General features: G+C 69.0%; 17 protein-coding genes. 8 read left to right on the top strand and 9 right to left on the bottom strand.

All coding sequences use genetic code 11. From position 1 onward, the window contains the following. The 6 genes from HYG95_RS20700 to serS all read right to left on the bottom strand — a co-directional run bounded on the left by HYG95_RS20700 (position 1) and on the right by serS (position 8833). Positions 1–1149, bottom strand: a complete 1149-nt coding sequence (locus HYG95_RS20700; RefSeq protein ID WP_181700193.1) for a hypothetical protein — start codon at positions 1147–1149, stop codon at positions 1–3. Between the two features lie 55 nt (positions 1150–1204). After that, positions 1205–3082, bottom strand: coding sequence for a serine/threonine-protein kinase (locus tag HYG95_RS20695; RefSeq protein WP_181700191.1), 1878 nt, complete (start codon positions 3080–3082; stop codon positions 1205–1207). 127 nt (positions 3083–3209) lie between these two features. Further along, the gene (locus HYG95_RS25220; protein ID WP_181700189.1) at positions 3210–4160 is read right to left on the bottom strand and encodes a DMT family transporter; all 951 of its coding nucleotides are present in this window, start codon (positions 4158–4160) and stop codon (positions 3210–3212) included. Between the two features lie 93 nt (positions 4161–4253). After that, a complete protein-coding gene (locus tag HYG95_RS20685) occupies positions 4254–5522 on the bottom strand; it encodes an MFS transporter (RefSeq protein ID WP_370465862.1) in 1269 nt (422 codons plus the stop codon). Between the two features lie 158 nt (positions 5523–5680). Next, on the bottom strand, positions 5681–7498 hold the full coding sequence (locus tag HYG95_RS20680) for a bifunctional diguanylate cyclase/phosphodiesterase (RefSeq protein ID WP_225281685.1): 1818 nt from the start codon (positions 7496–7498) through the stop codon (positions 5681–5683). 78 nt (positions 7499–7576) lie between these two features. Further along, positions 7577–8833 carry a serine--tRNA ligase gene (serS, locus tag HYG95_RS20675; protein WP_181700185.1) on the bottom strand — a complete coding sequence of 419 codons (1257 nt, stop codon included), beginning with the start codon at positions 8831–8833 and terminating at the stop codon, positions 7577–7579. A gap of 80 nt (positions 8834–8913) precedes the next feature. Between serS and HYG95_RS20670 the strand changes: the two genes are divergently transcribed. The 6 genes from HYG95_RS20670 (at position 8914) to HYG95_RS20645 (ending at position 14483) form a co-directional block, all read left to right on the top strand. Then, positions 8914–10611, top strand: a complete 1698-nt coding sequence (locus HYG95_RS20670) for an aldehyde dehydrogenase family protein (protein ID WP_181700183.1) — start codon at positions 8914–8916, stop codon at positions 10609–10611. Between the two features lie 41 nt (positions 10612–10652). After that, positions 10653–11717 carry a septum formation family protein gene (locus tag HYG95_RS20665; RefSeq protein ID WP_181700181.1) on the top strand — a complete coding sequence of 355 codons (1065 nt, stop codon included), beginning with the start codon at positions 10653–10655 and terminating at the stop codon, positions 11715–11717. Next, the gene (locus HYG95_RS20660) at positions 11714–12064 is read left to right on the top strand and encodes a metallopeptidase family protein (protein WP_067495311.1); all 351 of its coding nucleotides are present in this window, start codon (positions 11714–11716) and stop codon (positions 12062–12064) included. The genes HYG95_RS20665 and HYG95_RS20660 overlap by 4 nt, the downstream gene beginning before the upstream one ends. 110 nt (positions 12065–12174) lie before the next feature. Next, entirely contained in the window at positions 12175–12486 is a 312-nt protein-coding gene (locus HYG95_RS20655; protein ID WP_181700179.1) for a PE family protein, read from the top strand. Between the two features lie 42 nt (positions 12487–12528). Further along, complete coding sequence (locus tag HYG95_RS20650) at positions 12529–13656, top strand: PPE domain-containing protein (RefSeq protein ID WP_181700177.1); 1128 nt, start codon at positions 12529–12531, stop codon at positions 13654–13656. Further along, positions 13653–14483: an ESX secretion-associated protein EspG gene (locus tag HYG95_RS20645; RefSeq protein ID WP_181700175.1), complete on the top strand. Its 831-nt coding sequence runs from the start codon at positions 13653–13655 to the stop codon at positions 14481–14483. The genes HYG95_RS20650 and HYG95_RS20645 overlap by 4 nt, the downstream gene beginning before the upstream one ends. A 111-nt stretch (positions 14484–14594) precedes the next feature. Here HYG95_RS20645 and HYG95_RS20640 read toward each other — a convergent pair whose 3' ends face one another. From HYG95_RS20640 to HYG95_RS20630, 3 genes are read right to left on the bottom strand one after another with little or no spacing between them, the layout of a single operon-like run. Beyond that, positions 14595–15263, bottom strand: coding sequence for a histidine phosphatase family protein (locus HYG95_RS20640; RefSeq protein WP_181700173.1), 669 nt, complete (start codon positions 15261–15263; stop codon positions 14595–14597). After that, complete coding sequence (gene pheA / locus HYG95_RS20635) at positions 15260–16174, bottom strand: prephenate dehydratase (protein ID WP_181700171.1); 915 nt, start codon at positions 16172–16174, stop codon at positions 15260–15262. The genes HYG95_RS20640 and pheA overlap by 4 nt, the downstream gene beginning before the upstream one ends. 40 nt (positions 16175–16214) lie before the next feature. Next, positions 16215–16631: a hypothetical protein gene (locus HYG95_RS20630; RefSeq protein WP_181700169.1), complete on the bottom strand. Its 417-nt coding sequence runs from the start codon at positions 16629–16631 to the stop codon at positions 16215–16217. Positions 16632–16739: 108 nt separating this feature from the next. Here HYG95_RS20630 and HYG95_RS20625 point away from each other — a divergent pair, with 108 nt between their 5' ends. Both HYG95_RS20625 and HYG95_RS20620 read left to right on the top strand, forming a co-directional pair. Beyond that, positions 16740–17501: a DUF2470 domain-containing protein gene (locus tag HYG95_RS20625; RefSeq protein ID WP_181700167.1), complete on the top strand. Its 762-nt coding sequence runs from the start codon at positions 16740–16742 to the stop codon at positions 17499–17501. Between the two features lie 61 nt (positions 17502–17562). Next, positions 17563–18339, top strand: coding sequence for a CPBP family intramembrane glutamic endopeptidase (locus HYG95_RS20620; protein ID WP_181700166.1), 777 nt, complete (start codon positions 17563–17565; stop codon positions 18337–18339). The last annotated feature ends 245 nt before the right edge of the window (positions 18340–18584 follow it).

Here is an 18584-nt window from a genome sequence, read left to right as displayed (position 1 = left end):
TCACCACGAACCACCGAGCAGTGCGTATTGGGCCACGGCTTGGCGCCGGGTCTCGACTTCCTGATTACCGTTGATACGGACGACGAATTCGCCGTGCCGCACCAAGCACGCGAACCGACGCGCGGGGACCGACGCGGGCTCCGGTCGGAGCGCGCTGTAGCACGAGATACCCGGCAGACCCGCCACCCCCGAGGTTTCGCGGTATCGGGTGAGCATCTGCTGTTCCTCGACCTCGGCGTAGCTTTCGGCGGATGCGCTGTCCGCGGTGCGATACAGGAACTTGTTGTGCGCCACCGCGATCGTGTCGACCTTGTTGGCCTCGAATTCGCGCATACGCGTACGAGGTTCGTTGTTCCGCAGTGCGAATGCGCGGGGGCCGGACACGAAGAAGTCCCAGCGGTCGGGCCAGTAGTCATCGGTTTTCACGACCCGTGGAAGCAGCTTGTCCGGATCGAGTCTCAGGTTCGACAGATCGGCTGGCGTTGTGGGCGTGAATGTTTCGAGTTCGGCCAACTGGGCACGATAGGTGCGGGTGAGCAGGTCGGCCAGCTGCTCGGGATTCGGGTCGACGATCTTCGCGTAGAGCCGGATCACCAGGTTCTTCCACACCAGCCAGCTACCGACCGTCGGTACACCGGGCCGCCAATGCGACAGCGCCGCAGGGTATTCGGGGAGGACGATGGGCGCGTTCTCGGGAGTCGCACCGAAATCTGCCGCGGCCATCGCCTGCGCGGCCGCGGTGGCCTGCGCTTCGTCCGGCAGCGACAGCAGGGTGATGGACAGGAATTTGTTCTTCAGTTCGTTGTCGTCGAGACCGTTACCACCGATCACGCCGAACCCGGCGAGCACGTCGAACGGGTCGAGGGCGGTGCGCTGCACACCCGAGAGCAGATCGTCGACGCCGCGCACACCGACCAGCGGGCCGCCGCCGTTGCCCGCGGTCAGCTCGGGGTCGATGCGGTCGGCGAAGATCACCCGCTCGCCGAGGCGCAGCGATTCGACCAGGGCGCCACGCATCCGGCTCGGGCCGTCGTCGTAGTCGCCCGGTTGCGCGACCAGCGCGTATTCGCCGTGGTCGGGTGCCTGGTCACCGCATGCGGCGGTGACCAGACACAGTGACAACAGCGCCGCACCCCAGCGATAGCGCACGCCCATCCCCCTTCGAAACTCTGCCGTGAAGCTATCACCCCCGCGTTTGCCGCCGCTACCGCGCAGGCAGCCTGCCGACCGCCTGCTTGATCAGCGGATCTGCCACCGCGCAGAGCTCGTCATCGCTCTCGGCGGGATTGCTGACCAGCACTTCGACGTCCTCGCGGTAGGTCTCGCCGATCTTGCGGAACAGGTACACCCGCTGACAGCGGTGCTCGCCGATCGCGCCGATGCTGTCTTCCTCGACGATCACTCCGTCACCCAGATCGACTGCCTTGCCTGGGAGTACTCGCTGCCGCGGTTGCGACGTCGTGATCCGGATGGTGTTGTTGTCGCGTACCCATTCACACACGTGCGCGGATTTGGCGGTCGCCCGGCCGAGCGTCGGATCATCCAGCAGCGCACAGGGATCCACCGATGACAGCGACTGTGCTGCGGCCGGGTCGGCGGACAGGGCACCGATCGCTGCGGCGAGCCGATCGACGGCGTGGTCGGCGAGGGCGCAGTCGACGCGGGTGAAGGTGTCGACCACGATGCCCCAGCGTTGTCCGTCGGCGCCGCCTTCGATGCCGAAGGCACAGTCCTCGCCGCGTTGCGCGACCCCGTAACCGTTGGCGACCTTGCTGGTTGCGCCGAAACCGTCGAGTGCGGCACCGATTTCGACGGCCAGACGGGCACCGCCCGAGCTTCCGTCGCAACCCCAGCTCGCGGTCGGGAGCCAGCGCCAGTCGGCGACCGTTGTCGCGGCCTTGTCTGCTGCCTCTTCGGGGAGGGTCGCGCCGAGGGCTTGGTTCACCCATGCGCAGGTGTCGATGCCGCGCAGTTCACTCAGGGGCGGAATCGTTTTCGTCGGAGTGGCGACCGTGCTGGGCGCTGGAGCGGATTCGTCGTCCGAGGTCAGGACCATGACGCCGGTCGCAGCAGCGATCAGGACGGTGACCAGGGCGCCGAGGCCGAGCAGGACCGGGCGGCGTTTGCGGGCGGGAGCCGGGGACGGCGGCGCGACGATCGGCGTGTGAGTCGGAATGATCTGTGTTGATTCGGGATCCGATGTCAGGGCGATGAGATTTCGCGTCTGCTCGGCGATCTGGGCGTGGACCGGGGTGGGCCAGGGTTGTGCCTGGACCGGCAGGACGCCGAGGTAGTCCAGGATCTGGGCGGGGGTGGGCCGGGTCTTCGGGTCCTTGCGCAGGCAGCCGGCGATCAGCTCACGAAGCTCGACCGGCACATTCTCGAGTTGCGGTTCGCTGTGCACGATATTGAACAGGGTGTACGGCGCCGAGTTGGCCGCGAAAGGGCTCTTGCCGGTGGCGGCCATACACAGCATCGAACCCAGAGAGAAGACGTCGCTCGCCGACGTCACCGGTTCGCTCATCGCCTGCTCCGGCGACATATAGGCGGGTGAGCCGACCACCGCGCCGACCTCGGTGAGCGGCGCCCCTGTTCCGGTGGCCTGGGCGATTCCGAAGTCGATCACGCGCGGTCCGTCGCCGGCGAGAATGACGTTGGCGGGCTTGAGGTCCCGGTGTACCAGGCCGGTGCTGTGGATGGAGTGCAGTGCCGAGGCCAAGCCGGAGGCGAGCGTGCGCATCGCCGGAACCGGCAGCGGTCCCAGTTCGCGGACCGCCTTGTCCAACGGCACACCGGGGATGAACAGCGAAGCGAGCCAGGGTGGTTCGCCCGTGGTGTCGAAGTCGACCACCGCGGCGGTGAACGCCCCCGACACCCGGGCCGAGATGGCGACCTCGCGCTCGAAGCGGGCGCGGAACTCGCGGTCGTCGAGCAGGTGGGCGTGGATCTGTTTGATGGCGACGAATCGGCCGTCCGGCCCGGTCGCCAGGACCACTCGACCCATCCCACCCGACCCGAGCACACCCTGCACCCGGTAACGACCGATCACCGGTGATTCGGTCGGCGACAACGGCTCGATCACTGCACTCCCCCAGCTCGGACCCGCCGACGCGGGTGAGCGCGCCATCGTCCATCGGCGCGCTCGCTCGCCAGCAACCTAGCATTTCGCCGATGTGTCGGCGACGTGCTCACCAGGCCACGAATGCTGGTCAGTTGCGTGGTTTCTCCGGCGGTGACGATGCGGCTCGGCTTGCCATGATCACCGCGGTCAGGACGATCGCGCAGCTCAGGAGGGCCGATGGCGCCAGGCGGCCTTCGGCGGTGTCGAGGATCAGGGCGGTGACCAGTTGGCCGGCTACCGAGGTGAGGCCGAGGAGGAGGACGCCGATCATGCTGACGGTGATCGCGGCGAGGGCGATGAAGGCTACGCCGATCAGGCCGCCTAGGTAGAGCCAGGGGGTGGTGGGGAATTGGGTGGGGAGGCCCTTGGTGAGGAGGGTGTAGGTGTCGAAGAGGCAGAGGGCGATGAGGCCGACGGTGAAGTTGACGAGGGTGGCGGGGAAGGGGCCGCCGACTGCGCCGACGCGGCCGTTGACCGCCTGCTGCCAGGCCAGGCCGATGCCTGCGAGGGCAGGTAGGGCGATGAGCAGGTAGTCGGGGACACCGGTGTCGGCGGCGGTGGGGGCGGCGCGGCCGCTCACCGCGAGGACGACACCGATGATGCCGAGGCCGGCGGCCAGCACCCGCCACCAGGTGATCGGTGTCCGGCCGTTCGGTGCTAGACCTACCCGGTCGACGACGAGGCTGCTGAGGAGCTGGCCGGCGACGACCGCGACGGTGAAGGCCGTGACGCCGATGGCGGCGATGGTGAGGCCCTGACTCGCGACGAAGAACGCACCGCACACACCGCCCAGGAGATACCACGGGCGCAAGCTGCCGTCGGTTGTGGCGGTGCGGACCGAGCCGAGGCCCGATCGCAGGGTCGGGCTGACCGCGAAGGCGATCAGCAGGGCCAGCAGGCCGATTCCGAAACTGATCGTGGCGGCTGCGACGCCGTCGCCGAGTTCCGCTCCGAGTGCCCCGTTGATCCGTCCCTGCACCGCGACACCGCCGCCGATGCAGAACCCGAAGATCGCTCCGAGACCGTTGCGCCCGACCACTCCGCCCTTTCCGCCGTCGTAGCTCTCGACACTACCGATGCGCGAACCGACAGCGGCTGGGTGACGACCCGTACTCCATCGGGTCGTCCACGATCACTTCCGTCCCGGCAACCAACTCGGTGCGACCAGCCCGGCTGCCAACAACACCACTCCCAACCCGGCGATTGCCACAGACATCGAAACCCACTGTGTAGCAGCGGCAACGACACCGAAGACCGCCAACGCCACCACCTCCGACAGCAAGCCGACCACCGAGGTGACCGTTGCCCGTGCGCGGCCTTCGATCGCGTCCTGCAGGCGCGCGCCCGCGACGACCTCGGCATTGAAGTCGATCCCGTACGCCACGGCGATCCCGAGGAATCCGATCCACAGCAGTCCGGCGCCGACAGCCAACGCACCGGCGATGAACAAGATCCCCGCGACGAACAGGGCGACTCCGACCAGCCGGGCGGGCGCGGACTCGGTGCGCCCCGCCAACAGCGAACCAGCCAGCGAGCCCGCGACGGTCACGCCGACGAGCAACGCGGAGGTGGCCGGCGAGGCGCCGCCGGAAACAGCGAGCAGGCCGAAGTATTCGTCGAAAGCGGTGACGCCGTAGAGCAGCGCGCCGAGCAACACGCCGCGACGCACTCGCCGCACATGCATCGATTCGGCGATCCCGGTCCGGAGCATCGCCACATACCGCTTGTGCACCGGTCGATCCGCCTCGACAACGCCCGCTGGTGCGGTAACACCGGGAGGTGGCGTTGCGTCGTCGTCCAGAGCATCGACTTCCGTCGCCGAAATGGCCACCGGCGCACGGGGCAGTGCCAGCGCGGTGACGGTGTGGACGACACCGACGCCGACACTCACCCAGCCGACCAGGCCATACCCACCCCACGCGAAAAGCGGTGCGGCCGCGACGATCGCGACGAGAACGGTCGTCTCCTGCGCGGCCCGAGCCCAGCCCATGATGCGCGCGTACTGAGCGGTTTCCCCGCGCGCCACCAGGTCGTCGTAGATCAACGCCTCGAACGTGCCCGATTCCAGCGCACCGGCGATCCCCCACACGACGAACCCCACCGCGAACCCGGCGAACGAGGGAGCGACCATCCAGATCGTGAAACCGGCTGCCTGCATCACCGCGCTGAACACGAGCAGACCCCGCCGCGACACCGTGTCCGCCCACGCCCCGGAGGGCACCTCGAGCAGGAAAGCCGTGATCGACCACAGCGCGAGCAACAACGAAATCTGTGCGGTTCCGAGCCCGTGATCAGCGAAAAGCACACCGTAGAGCGCATAAATGGGCAGCAGATCCCGCGAGCCCTTGAACAGCACCGCGCGAACCCCGAGCCCACGCACACTGCCGGGCGCACGACTCACCGCCGCCACCAGGCGCCTACACAGCGAGAAAGGTCAACAGGCGTAAACAAGCATCCGCATGCGTCCATCGTTCGCCACTGCCCACCACCCGTCAACCGACTTTTCGTCATGCGGCCGCTCCTGCGCGGCCGCGGACCGGGCACAGCTTCGAAGCCGGCTCAGCCGAGGGGGATCCAGCCGTTGGCGGCGAGGGAATCGTCGTCGTCGGAGTGGGGGGTGTTGAGGTCGTTGATGAGGTCGGCGACCGGGTGGGAGTCGCTGTAGTGGTAGCCCTGGGCCAGGGCGAAGCCGAGTTCGGTGAGGACGGCGGCCTGGTATTCGGTTTCCACGCCCTCGGCGATCACCTGTAGGTCGAGGGATTTGCTGAGGGCGGCGATGACGCCGAGCAGGGGTGGGGCGGGGGAATCGGAGCGGATGGCGGCGACGAAGGACTGGTCGACCTTCAGGATGTCGCTGGGGATGGTGGCCAGGCGGCTCAGCGAGGAGTAGCCGGTGCCGAAGTCGTCGATGGCGATGCGCACGCCTCGGTCGCGCAGGGTGTGCAGGTTGGCGATGGCCGTCTGGGATTCGGCGGCCAGTTCGCTTTCGGTCACCTCGAGCACGAGCTGGTCGGCGGGCCAACCGGTGTCGTTGAGGATGGTGGCGACCCGTTCGGCGTAGTCGGTTTCGGCCAGTTCCAGGCCGGAGACGTTCACGTTCAGCGTGAGGTTCAGGGAGGCGAAGCTCTCCTGCAGGCGGGCGGCGTCGGCGCAGGCGCGGCGCAACACCAGTTCGTCCAGGTCGGAGATGAGGTCGTATTCCTCGGCGACCCGGATGAGGCCCTCGGTGGTGACCTCGGGCTGCGCGTTGGACGACCAGCGCAGCAACGCTTCGACACCGACGGCCTGGCCGCCGTCCTCGGTGAGGCTGACGATCGGCTGGTAGTGCACGTCGAGGGCGCCGCTGTCGATGGCCTCGCGCAACTCGACCGCGAGCGGCAACTGCCGCGACGATTCGAGCACCGTGCGGTTGCGTCCGGCCTGCTTGGCCCGGTACAGACCCACATCGGCACGGCTGATCAGCAGCGAGCCCGACTCGCCCGGCTGCCACGACGTGACACCGGCCGAACAACCCATGGTCACCGCCGCACGCAGCTGTTCGGTGAGCAGGATCGCGGCCTGCTCGGTGGTGCCGGGCAGCAGCAGCGCGAACACGTCGCCACCGAAGCGGGCGAGCACCTGATCGGGTGCCAGCAGGTCGAGCCAGGTGTCGGCCACGCGCTGCAGAACGGCGTCGCCGGCACGGTGGCCGAGGTGGTCGTTGATCTTCTGGAAGCGGTCGAGGTCGACCAGCACCAGCGACAGACCCTGACCACCGCGTCCGGCCGCGTCGATCGCCGGGTTGAGCTGCTTTTCGAAGCCGCGCCGGTTGAGCAGGCCGGTGAGTACGTCGATATCGGCGTCGGACGCCATGCGGGTGAGGATGCCGACCACCACCCCGGCCCCGAAGGTGACCCCGGCGGGGATCAGGCCCGACCACCACGGCAGCCCACGGTCGGGCAGCACCCACAGGCACAGCACCATCGCGAAGCCGATGTGCGCGGCGGCCTGCGGCCAGGCGAAGAACAGTGCCGCGTCGCAGGCGATGAAGACGTAGAACGACGCGAGCGTGATCCCGCCGACGAGGTTCGGGAACGAATGCACCGCGATGGTGACCAGCACGGTCGCGGTCGCCAGGTAGAGGTGGTGCAGCGCGTGCGGCATGCGCGGGCCCCAGGCCAGCAGCGTCAGACCGAGCAGCAGCGCGACCGCGGCGGCGGTGCCGACCAGCAGTCGGTTGCCGTCGTCGCCCGGTGCGACGGCAGTGATGGTCAGGCCGAGGACACCGCCGAGAACGTAGAACGCCCCCGTTGTCCTGGCCATGACTTTTGCCGTCGCCAACGCCGATGCCGCCCGCACCCGGGTTCGGGTATCGCCGCGCGCCCCGATTCCTCGCACGAGCACCAGCCTAGATGTTGTTCGGTTCCGATGTTTGCCACATCACATAAATGCCTGACCAGCAAACAGTGGAAAGCTCTACGGTGTCAAAACGTCGGTGCCGACGAACGGCACCAGCGCCTCGGGCACCCGGACCGAACCGTCGGCCTGCTGGTGGTTCTCCAGGATCGCCACGATCCAGCGGGTGGTCGCGAGCGTGCCGTTCAAGGTCGCCGCGATCTGGGCTTTGCCGTTCTCGTCGCGGTAGCGGACCGAGAGCCTGCGCGCCTGGAAGGTCGTGCAGTTGGAGGTGGACGTGAGCTCGCGGTAGGTCTGCTGGGTTGGCACCCACGCCTCGCAGTCGAACTTGCGCGCGGCCGAGCTGCCGAGATCGCCCGCGGCCACGTCGATCACCCGGTAGGGCACGTCGATCGCGGCCAGCATCTCGCGTTCCCAGGCGAGCAAGCGCTGATGCTCGGCCGAGGCCTGCTCGGGAGTGGTGTAGACGAACATCTCCACCTTGTCGAACTGGTGCACCCGGATGATGCCCCTGGTGTCCTTGCCGTAGCTGCCCGCCTCGCGACGGAAGCACGACGACCAGCCCGCGTACCGCTTCGGGCCCGCGCTCAGGTCGAGGATCTCGTCGGCGTGGAAGCCCGCCAGCGGCACCTCCGAGGTGCCGACCAGGTACAGGTCGTCCTCGGCGAGGTGATAGACCTCGTCCGAGTGCTGACCGAGGAAACCGGTACCGGCCATGATCTCCGGCCGGACGAGCACCGGCGGGATCATCATGGTGAAACCGTTCGCGACCGCCCGCTGCGCGGCCAGCTGCAACAGACCCAGCTGCAGCAGCGCGCCGTGCCCGGTGAGGAAGTAGAACCGCGAACCCGACACCTTGGCGCCGCGCTCCATGTCCAGCAGCCCGAGCGACTCGCCGAGCTCCAGGTGGTCCTTCGGCTCGAAGTCGAACTGCGGTGGGGTGCCGACGGTTTCGAGCACGACGTAGTCGTCCTCGCCGCCGGCGGGCGCACCCTCCTGCACGACATTGGAGATCGCGCGATGCGCGGCGTCGAGATCGGCGTCGGCCGCGCTCTGGGCGTGCTCGGCCTCTTTGACCTTGGCCGACATGTCGGTAGCGGCGGCCAGCAGCGCGGGACGTTCTTCCTTGCTGGCCTTGCCGATCACCTTGCCCATGGCCTTGTGCTCGGCACGCAGGGAGTCGGCCGTGGCGACGGCGGCGCGGCGGGCCGCGTCGGCTTCGAGCAGGGCGTCGACGAGCGCGGGGTCCTCACCGCGGGCCCGCTGCGAGGCACGGACGGCTTCCGGGTTCTCGCGCAGGAATCGGAGGTCGATCATGAGAAAACAGCCTAGTTGTTTACGCGATCCTCAGAATTTCGGCCTATGCCAACGTGCCCGGGCGGGGGCATAGTTGCGGGGTGAGTACCACTTTCGACACCGCCGTCATCGATACCGCGCTCGACGATCTCACCGAGGGGGCGAAAACCTGGGCTGCGACCGATCTGCGCCGCCGCCGCGAGCTGCTCGACGAGCTGCACGCGCTCACCGCCCGCGACGCCGAGTCGTGGGTGGCTGCGGCCAGGACGATCAAGAAGCTCGACGCCGACAGCCCCCTGCTGGGCGAGGAGTGGATGTCGGGCCCGATGACGCTGCTGGCAGGCGCCAAGGCGCTGAGCGAGTCGATGGCGGCGCTCGAGCGTGGCGCGAGCCCGATCGACGGCGTCGACCTCGGTACCGCGCCCGGCGGCCGGGTGAGCGTGCCCGCGCTGCCACACGGCTTCTACGACTGGCTGCTGCTCAACGGGTTCAGCGCCGAGGTGTGGTTGCGTCCGGGTGTCGACGCGGCCACCGCGCGGCGCAAAGCCGGTCTGGCCCAGCGTGATCCGAAGCAGACCAACGGTGTCGGCGCGGTACTCGGCGCGGGCAACATCATGTCCATCGCGCCGCTGGACACCCTCTACGAGCTCTATGCCAACAACCGGGTGGTCGCGCTCAAGCTCAACCCGATCACCGATCCGCTGCTGCCGGTGTTCCAGGCGGTGTTCGCCCCGTTCATCGAACTCGGCGTGGTACGCATCCTCACCGGCGGCGCCCCCGAGGGCGGCTACCTGGTGAACCATCCGAAGGTCGACCACGTGCACATGACCGGCGGCGCGCCGACCCACGATGCGATCGTGTGGGGTGTCGGTGAGGACGCGCAGCGCCGCAAGCAGGCCGGCGAGCCCGCGCTGACCAAGCCGATCACCAGCGAACTCGGCGGCGTGGCGCCGTGCATCATCGTGCCGGGCAAGTGGAGCAAGGCCGACCTGAAGTTCCAGGCCGAGCACGTGGCGACGATGCGCCTGCACAACGGCGGCTACAACTGTGTGGCCGCGCAGACGGTCGTGCTCAGCGCCGATTGGGACCAGAAGGAACAGTTCCTCACCGAACTGCGCGCCGCCATCGACAACGCCCCCGTCCGCACCGCCTACTACCCGGGCAGCGACACCCGCGTCGAGGGCGCGCTGGCCAGTTACCCCGACGCCGGGCGGGCCAACGGCCGCGTGCTCGTCGAGAACCTGCCGACGACCGGCACCCCGCTGCTGCGCACCGAGTACTTCTCCCCCGTCCTCGGCGTGGTCGAACTGCCCGGCACGGGCGCGGAATTCCTCGACAAGGCCGTCGATTTCGCCAACGACGAGCTGATGGGCACGCTCGGCGCCAACCTGCTCGCGCATCCGGCGACCATCGGCGAACTCGGCGACGCCTTCGACACAGCCGTGGCGAACCTGCGCTACGGCACCGTCGCGATCAACTCGTGGACCGGTCTGGCGTTCCTGACGCCACGTGCGAGCTGGGGCGCTTTCCCCGGACACACCATCGACGACATCCAGAGCGGCATCGGCGTCGTCCACAACGCCTTCCTGCTCGACGATGTCGAACGCACGGTGGTGCGCGGACCGTTCCGCCCGGCGCCCCGATCGCTGTTCGCGGGCGAATTCGCCACCACCCCGAAACCGCCGTGGTTCGTCGCCAACAAGACCGCCGCGGCCACCGGTCGCAAGCTCACCGGCTTCTACGGTGACGGCAAGCTGCGCAGACTGCCCGGCATCTTCGTCTCGGCTCTGCGCGGCTGAGCCCGCCCGCCGCGTCGATCGGCTCCCATACAATCGCCGTCGTGTCCGATCATCAGAGCGACCCGGCCGAGAAAACCGCTGAACGCGGCGCCGGTCCGCTGCATCTGTCGGCGACGAAACTGCGGTGGGGACTGCTGATCGGCGCGCTCGGCGCGGTGCTCGCGGCGCTGGTCACGATGACGGTGACCGGTTTCGAATCCGACAAGGTGGAGGCACACCAGCCCGGCGCCGCGCCCGTGGTCAGGGACAAGGAGTTCAGCAGCGCCAACGAGGGCGACTGCCTGACCTGGGGAAAGCCCGACCGCAGCGACCTGCTGAAGGTGAACTGCGCCGACCAGCACCTGTTCGAGGTGGCCGGTGTCGTCGACTTGAAGGCCTACCCGGGTCGCGAGTTCGGCGACGGCACCCGGCACCCGGACTCGTTGCGGATGACCGAGCTGCGCGACGAGCACTGCGTGCCCGCGGTGCAGCGCTACCTCGGTGGGCGGTTCGATCCGCGCGGCAAGTTCATGGTGAACGTGATGTCGCCGAGCCCGGCGGGTTGGCAGCACGGTGACCGCACGCTGCGGTGCGGTCTGCAGGTGGCCGCCACGTCGACCAGTCCGGCCTCGACCGGTTCGGCGACCCAGGGCGACCAGTCGAAGGTGCACGCCGTCGGCACCTGCCTCGGCATCAACCAGAACCTGCCGACCGATCCGGTGGACTGCGCGCAACCGCACGCGGTCGAGATCGTCGGCAACGTCGACCTGGGGAAGAACTTCACCGGTGGACCGCCCTCGGAGGCCGATCAGGACAAGTTCGTCGAGGCCGAATGCAATCGGTTGTCCACCGAGTACCTCGGCAGCCCCGACGCGATCCGCAACAAGACGCTCACGCTGTTCTTCGATTATCTGGAACCGACCAGTTGGCTCGCGGGCAGCCGCCAACTCGACTGCTGGCTCGGAAAGGGCGCCGACCGTGAGGGTTTCGCGCCGATCGTCGGTTCGGCGCGCGGAGAAATCCTGATCGACGGACAGGCTCCGGTCCCGCCACCCAACACCGGCCGCTCCACACCGGCCCCGCTGCCGGGCGCCGCACCGCTGCCGCCGCAGCCACAACCGCGATGACCGAACGGATGTCGCCCGACCGGTTCGAGGAACTGGTCGGCGACGCGCTCGACCTCATCCCACCCGAGCTCACCGGGGCGATCGACAACGTCGTGGTGCTGGTGGAGGCGCGTAATGACGAGGAGCCCTCGCTGCTCGGTCTCTACCACGGCGTCGCCCTCACCGAACGCGACAGTTACTACGCGGGTTCGCTTCCCGATACCGTAACCATCTATCGGGAGGCTATTCTCGACATCTGTAGCAGTGACGACGAGGTGGTCGAGGAAGTCGCGATCACCGTGATCCACGAAATAGCACACTATTTCGGGATTGACGACGACCGGCTACATGAGCTGGGATGGGGCTAGCGAAGTTGGGTGGGGAAATCGATGGAACCGAACGACCCGCTCTCGCGTCCTATCACTCGTAGGGGGAATTCTCGTGGTTCCCGTTAGTCGCCACTAGAAGGAGTCGGGTCATGGTTGGACACGTTCTCGTCGCACCGGAGATCATTTTCGCCGCGGCCGCCGAGCTGGATCTGCTTGCCGAGCGGCTCGCCGCCGCAGCCGCGCTGGCAGGGCCGACCACGCACGTGCTGCCCTCGGGCGCCGAAGAGGTCTCGCTGCTGGCGGCTGGACACTTCAACCGCGCCGCGGCTACACACGACGGCGCCATCGCCCAGGGCATTCTCGAGCTGCACCACGCGGCCGCAACCCTGCGCTCGCAGTTGGTCACCCACATCGGCGAGGACATTGCCGGCGCGGCAACGATCAACGCCGTCCAGGTGTAACCCGAACCCGCCGACGATCATTCATTCAGGGGAGAAACAAGTATGACCGCAGGGATCACCGGGGTCTTCTGGCTGCCGCGCATGGCCGAAGTCAACTCGACCACACTCAACGCGGGCGCGCATGCCGTCCCGATCTCGGCTGCCGCCACCTCCTGGGGCACCCTTGCTGCCGCCTGGGGCGACGCCGCCTTCACCGTCACCCGCGTGATCGCCGAGGTCGGCGTCGGTCTGCAGGGCCTCAACGGTCTGGCCGTGCTCGGCCGGCTCGCGCCGTTCCTGCACTGGACCGGGCAGCAGAGCGTGATGGCCGCGACCATGAGCGCCAAGGCCGCCGCCAACGCCACCGCCTACACGGTCGCCTCGATCGCCATGCCGAGCCTGCCCGAGATCGCCGCGACCAACGCGGCGGTCGCGGCTTCGGCCAACCCGCCCGGCGTGGTGTCGGGCGCGTTCGAGGTGGCCGAGGTCGCCCGGCACGCGATGGATATTCGCGCAGCGCTGGTGATGGAGACCTACGAGGCCGCCACTACTGCCACCGTCACCACCCCCGGTGAGTTCGCCATGCCGCCCGCCATCGCCAGCGGCGCCGGTTCGGCCGCCCAGGGCGAGTTCGGCGGCGGCGATCCGCTGCAGACCGCCGTGGCCGCCGCGCAGGCCTTCGTGTCCAACCCCGGCGTCGTCAGCGCGGCCACCCAGGCCGCGAACGTGGCGGGCAGCGTCGTGTCCGGTGGTGTCGGCACGGTCGGCAACATCGGTGCCACCGCGCTGTCGGCGGCCACCTCGACCGTTCCCGCCGCCGCCGGTGTCGCGCCCGCGATGGCCGCCGGAGCCGGAGCCGCCGCCATGGGTGGCATGTCCACCGCGTCGGCGAGCCTCGGTGGGGTGTCGCTCGGTGGCAACGGGCTGAAGCTGCCCGAAGGCTGGGGTGCCCCGTCGTCGAGCGCTCCCGCGGCCGCGCCGGTCGGCGAGACCGTTGTCACCCGCTCGGAGGCCGCGCCCGTGCGCAACTCCCAGCCGGCCGCGAACCCGCTGCTCGGCAACCGCGCCAAGGGCGAGGACGACGAGGAACACGACGCGAACGACTACGGACGCTCCGACGAGGCGTTCACCGATGGCCGCTATGTCGCCGAGGGAGTGATCGGCGCCGATCTCACCGGATCGGCCAAGTGACGGTGCTCGGCGGGGGCGGCGGCGGATCGCTGCTCGAGGCGGTGGTGCTCTCGCTCGACGAGATGCAGTTCCTGCTCGAGCAGCTGCAGTTCGACGAGATGCCCGTGGTGCTCGACGCCATGGGCCGCTACGACCATGTCTCGGCGCACGACGCGGCCATGGAGGCAGCCGAAAAGCTGCTCACCGAACGGGAATTGCTGTTCGGTGACGTGGTGGTGCCCGAACTCGCCGAGCGCTTACGGGTGCTCTACCGGCCGCAGTGGATCATCGCGCTGCGGTGGGTGGTCGCCGGCCAGGTGAACCGGTTCTGTCTGGCGCAGGGCGACGACCGCGCGGTCGTGGCCCTGCGCGGGCCGGACTCCTATGTCATCGACGACGCGGGTCTCGACCTGCCCGGCGCGGTGCTGCAAGCCCTCGGCACCACCGAGGCACTCGAGCTGTACGGCATGAACGCGCCGACCGAGCAGCTCGCCCCGATCTTCGGCGACACCGGCGATGCCGCCGCAACCGCCGCGCGGCTCAGCGAGGTGGGCAAGCCGGCCACCGACGCGAAGACTCTCGCCTCGGCGCTGGTCGAAATCCACTCCTACGCCGAGATCGTCGGCGTGGCCTACGGCGACGGCACCCGTGAAGTGCAGGACAACCACATCGCCGTGTTCAACACGCGCGCAGGACGTTTCATCATCACCGCGAGCGTCGCCGACGACGGCGTGAAGTGGTCGTCCATCGCCACCGGAACCAACGCCCGCCTCCGCACAGCGGTAGCCGACCTCATCGAATCCCTCCCGCTCCGAGAGGAATTCAAGGCCACCATCCCCGGCTCCTGACCCCACCGCGCAGAGCCGGGTACCCCCCCACAACCAACCCCCAGTCGCGCCCTCTCCAAGCACCGACGCCCCCACAACTCAGCCGTGAACCGGAGGCGCCAGCCGGAGCGTTCAACCCATCGGGTCGTCCGGGGTGGGGTCGGCCTTCACGGTGAACGGTGGGGTGAATCGGCCCCAGCGCAGGCATTCCCAGCCGCCGTCCTCGGTGGGGAGCAGCTCGATCGTCTCGGTGTTGTCGAGGTGGTTGTTGGTGGTGAACGGCGGCGCGACGCCTGCCAGTTCCTTGCCGACCAAACGCATTGCGGCGCCGTGGTTCACGACCACCACGTCGCCGTCCTCGTCGTCGTCCAGGTACTGCGCGCGTAGCTGGGCGAGTACCGGGAGGATGCGGTCGAGTACCTCACGGCCGGATTCGCCACCGGGGGTTCGTGTGTCGAGTTCGCCGTGGTGCCAGCCACGGTAGATCCGCTGGAACAGTTCGTGGGAGTCCCGGTCGGAGCGGCCGTGGAGTTCGCCGACCTGCACTTCGTAGAGATCGGGCAGGACCTGGGTGGCGGTGCCGGTGGCGGCCTCGATGTAGCCCGCGGTCTGGCGGGCGCGCAGGGCCTCGGAGGCGACCAGCACGCGGGGCGGGCGAATCAGCGTGTCGCCGAATGCTTTCGCCTGTGCCACACCGCGTTCGGTGAGTGGCAGGCCGGGGACCCGAGTGTCGAGGATGCGGGCCACATTGCCCTCGGTCTCGCCGTGGCGGACCAGGATCAGCTTCGCGCGGTTTGTCATAGGTCCGCGACCCCCTTTCGCAATTGCGTCAACCATTCCGCGGCGGGTTCGTCCGACGGTGGCGGGGTGCCGACCGCCGAACAGGCGGGCCACGAGCCGAGGAAACGGATCCGGGCGGTGCGGTGCAGCGCCTTCAAGGTCTCGGCGACGGCCGGGTCGTCGATATGGCCGACGCAGTCGAGGTAGAACCGGTAGGTGCCCATGCCGGTGCGGGTGGGCCGCGATTCGATGCGGGTGAGATCGACACCGCGCGTGGCGAATTCGGCGAAGGCTCGCATGAGTGAGCCCGGTTCGTTGGGCAGTTCGAGGACGACGGAGGTGCGGTCGGCACCGGTCGCCTGCGGGGCGACGCCGGGCAGGCGCACCAGCACGAAACGGGTGATGGCCTGCTCGTGGTCGGCCACGCCTTGCGCGAGGGCGACGAGGCCGAGCCGTTCACCGGCGAGGGCGGTGGAGACGGCCGCGTCGGCGGTGCCCGCGACCACATCCTCGGCGGCGGCGGCGTTGGAGGCCGAGATGAACGGTGTCGCCTCGGGCATGTTCCTGGCCACCCACTCGCGCACCTGCGCGGCCGCCACCGGATAGGCCGCGAGGGTGCGCACGTCGGCGAGGGCGGTGCCGGGCCGGGCGAGGATCGTGAAGGTGACCTCGAGTTCGGTCTCGGCGACGATCTGCAGGCGCGGACCGACAGCCAGCGAGTCGAGGGTGGCGGGGATGGAGCCTTCGACCGAGCTCTCGATCGGGACGACGGCGCCCGTCACCGCACCGGAGCGGATCAGGTCGAGTGCCGCGCCCTGACTGGGCGCGGCGATGCGCTCGACGGGTTCGTCGAACGCCCCCGATTTCTCGAACTGCACCAGCGCCATCTCGGTGAAGGTTCCGGATGGCCCGAAATACGCGATACGCGGCACACAGAAAGATTAGCTGGACCGGCGGTCCGCGCGCCTCGCGTCAGGATTCGAGGACCGACACCGCCGCGCGAACCGACTGCTCATCGCCGGTTTCGATGGCGAGCAGCACGGTTCGGGTCGCCTCGATAGCGGCGGGTTTCAGTGCGGTGAGGAAGGGGAGATCGGGTGCGGCGAGGGCGGTGGGGATGTCCTCACCGCAGAGCGCGGCGACCGTGCCCGCGATGACGGCGAGCGCGCGGGGGCCGCTCTCGGTGCGGGCGACGAAGCCGCCGTCGGCGTGGGCCACCTCGACCAGGGCGGCGGCCAGTTCCGGGTCGGGGATGTCGACGTCGACGACGCGCGTGCCGTCGGGTGTGCTGCCGAGCGGGCGGATCAAGCCCGCGACGAGGCTGCGGCGCGGGGCCGACAGGCTGACCAGCACAGGTTCGCCGGGAGAGGTGGTGTCGTCGTGCGCCATTCGACCACGGTAGAGGCACGCTTTCGGCGTGTCGGCGGCGGACCTCTTGCGCGAACCCGCCGCGTAACTTAGCTTAGGGTTACCTTATTCACCGTCGCGGAGGTTGACATGTCGAGCCCCACCACGATTCTCGCGCCCACCACTGCCGAGCGCGTGCGCAGTGCGTGTCTGCGCGCGGAGACCGCGGTGCTCGCACTGCCCGGCATCGACCCCGTGCCGACCACCCTGCATCACCTGCGCCGCTGCGGTGACGCGGTGATCGCCGTTCCCGCCGACTCGCTCGCCGCCGCCCTCGCCGCCACCGCCAACGAGACCTCCGCGGTGCTCGAACTCACCGACCACGCACCCCTGCCGCTGCGCGAGCCCGTGCGCGCGCTGGTGTGGTTGCGCGGCTGGGTGCGTCAGGTGCCGCCGCACGCCCAGCGCGCGCTCGCCGTCGAAATCGCCAAGGACTTCCCGCATCCCGGCCTGCTCGACGTAGGCCACGGCGCGACTCTGCTTCGGGTGGTGGTGAACTCCGCGGTGCTCGCCGACACCTCCGGCGCCGAATCCGTCGACCACGCCGACCTGCGGGCGGCCACCGCCGACCCGTTCTGCGAGATGGAGGGCGCCTGGCTGGCCCACATGGCCGAGGACCACGCCGACCTCATCGCCCAACTCGCACGCCACCTGCCCGCCCGCCTGCAGGGCGGCCGGGTCCACCCGCTGTCGATCGACCGCTACGGCATGACGCTGCGCGTGGAGAGCATCGACGCCGATCACGATGTACGCCTACCCTTCTCGTCCCCCGCCGACGACGTCGAGTCGCTCAGCAAGGCCGTCCGCCTCCTGGCCGGCTGCCCCTTCCTGAACGGCCTGCGCCGTATATAGACCGACCGGACACCCAGGCTGGGCGGCAACGGGTCGACTTTTCCTGCCTACACTGCGCGGCATGCGCGTGGAACCTCCCGAGACCCAGCTGAGCGAACGCGAGCGGTTCGGGATCCGGGTCGAGATCGGCGTCGTACTGCTGGTGACGTTCGGGCTCAGCGGGATCAGTGCGGGGCTTTCACTGCTCGATTCCGCGTTGTCACCGGGTGGGGTCGGCGGGCGGACGGTGGCGCTGAACGCGTCGCGCTCGAACAACTCGATCATCGATCTGTTGTTCCAACTCGTCGGCATCACGCGTCTGCTGGCGTGGGCAGCGCTGGGCCTCTACCTGTTGTGGCGCAGCGGAATCGGGCCGCGTCTGATCGGCTTGGCGCGGTTCGGTCGCACCGACGCGGTCGCGGGTGTGGTGCTCGCGGCGGTGATCGGGATACCGGGCCTGGGCCTGTATCTGCTCGCCCATGCGCTCGGAGTGAGCGTGACCATCGTGCCGAATTCGATCGACGAACACTGGTGGCGGCTGCCGGTACTCATCGCGTCGGCCTGTGCGAATTCGGTCGCCGAGGAGGTGATCGTTGTCGCCTACCTCATCAGCAGGCTGCGCAAACTCGGTTGGTCGGAGAACGGTTCGCTGCTCGCCTCGGCGCTGCTGCGTGGTAGTTATCACCTGTACCAAGGCCTCGGGGGTGGGCTGGGCAATATCGTGATGGGTCTCGTCTTCGGCCGATACTGGCAGCGGACGAACCGGCTGTGGCCGCTGATCCTCGCGCACGCCCTCATCGACGCCGTCGCCTATCTCGGCTACAACGTGCTGCGCGGACGCGTCGGTTGGCTACCGTGACGGCGTGTCACCGCGCGGCGCGCTAACGGTCGGGCCGACCATGGGTATGCAGTAGTGACCGCGCACGCAAACCCAGCCCGCGCCCCCGACGATCAGTAGAGTTCGACAGTGATGAACGGCGACAACCCACGCGATGATCCACGCAGGCGCCGGGTGCCGCCGCCGACCGGCCGCCCCGGCCCGCCGCCCGATGCCCGGCGACCTCCGCCCGTCCCTGGCCGACCCGCGCCCGACGCCCGGCGACC

Origin of the sequence: Nocardia sp. GTS18, assembly GCF_013839555.1 — a bacterium.
GTDB classification, from domain to species: domain Bacteria; phylum Actinomycetota; class Actinomycetes; order Mycobacteriales; family Mycobacteriaceae; genus Nocardia; species Nocardia rosealba.
The sequence above is the reverse complement of the archived record's forward strand: the minus strand, read 5'-3'. Positions and strand labels throughout refer to the sequence as shown.

Excerpts from the sequence above, each read along its gene's own strand:
- HYG95_RS20625 (WP_181700167.1), top strand. The coding sequence starts at position 16,740 with ATGTCGAGCCCCACCACGATTCTCGCGCCCACCACTGCCGAGCGCGTG.
- HYG95_RS20630 (WP_181700169.1), bottom strand. The coding sequence starts at position 16,631 with ATGGCGCACGACGACACCACCTCTCCCGGCGAACCTGTGCTGGTCAGC.
- HYG95_RS20620 (WP_181700166.1), top strand. The coding sequence starts at position 17,563 with ATGCGCGTGGAACCTCCCGAGACCCAGCTGAGCGAACGCGAGCGGTTC.
- HYG95_RS20650 (WP_181700177.1), top strand. The coding sequence starts at position 12,529 with ATGACCGCAGGGATCACCGGGGTCTTCTGGCTGCCGCGCATGGCCGAA.
- serS (WP_181700185.1), bottom strand. The coding sequence starts at position 8,833 with ATGATCGACCTCCGATTCCTGCGCGAGAACCCGGAAGCCGTCCGTGCC.
- HYG95_RS20655 (WP_181700179.1), top strand. The coding sequence starts at position 12,175 with ATGGTTGGACACGTTCTCGTCGCACCGGAGATCATTTTCGCCGCGGCC.
- HYG95_RS20640 (WP_181700173.1), bottom strand. The coding sequence starts at position 15,263 with ATGACAAACCGCGCGAAGCTGATCCTGGTCCGCCACGGCGAGACCGAG.
- HYG95_RS20660 (WP_067495311.1), top strand. The coding sequence starts at position 11,714 with ATGACCGAACGGATGTCGCCCGACCGGTTCGAGGAACTGGTCGGCGAC.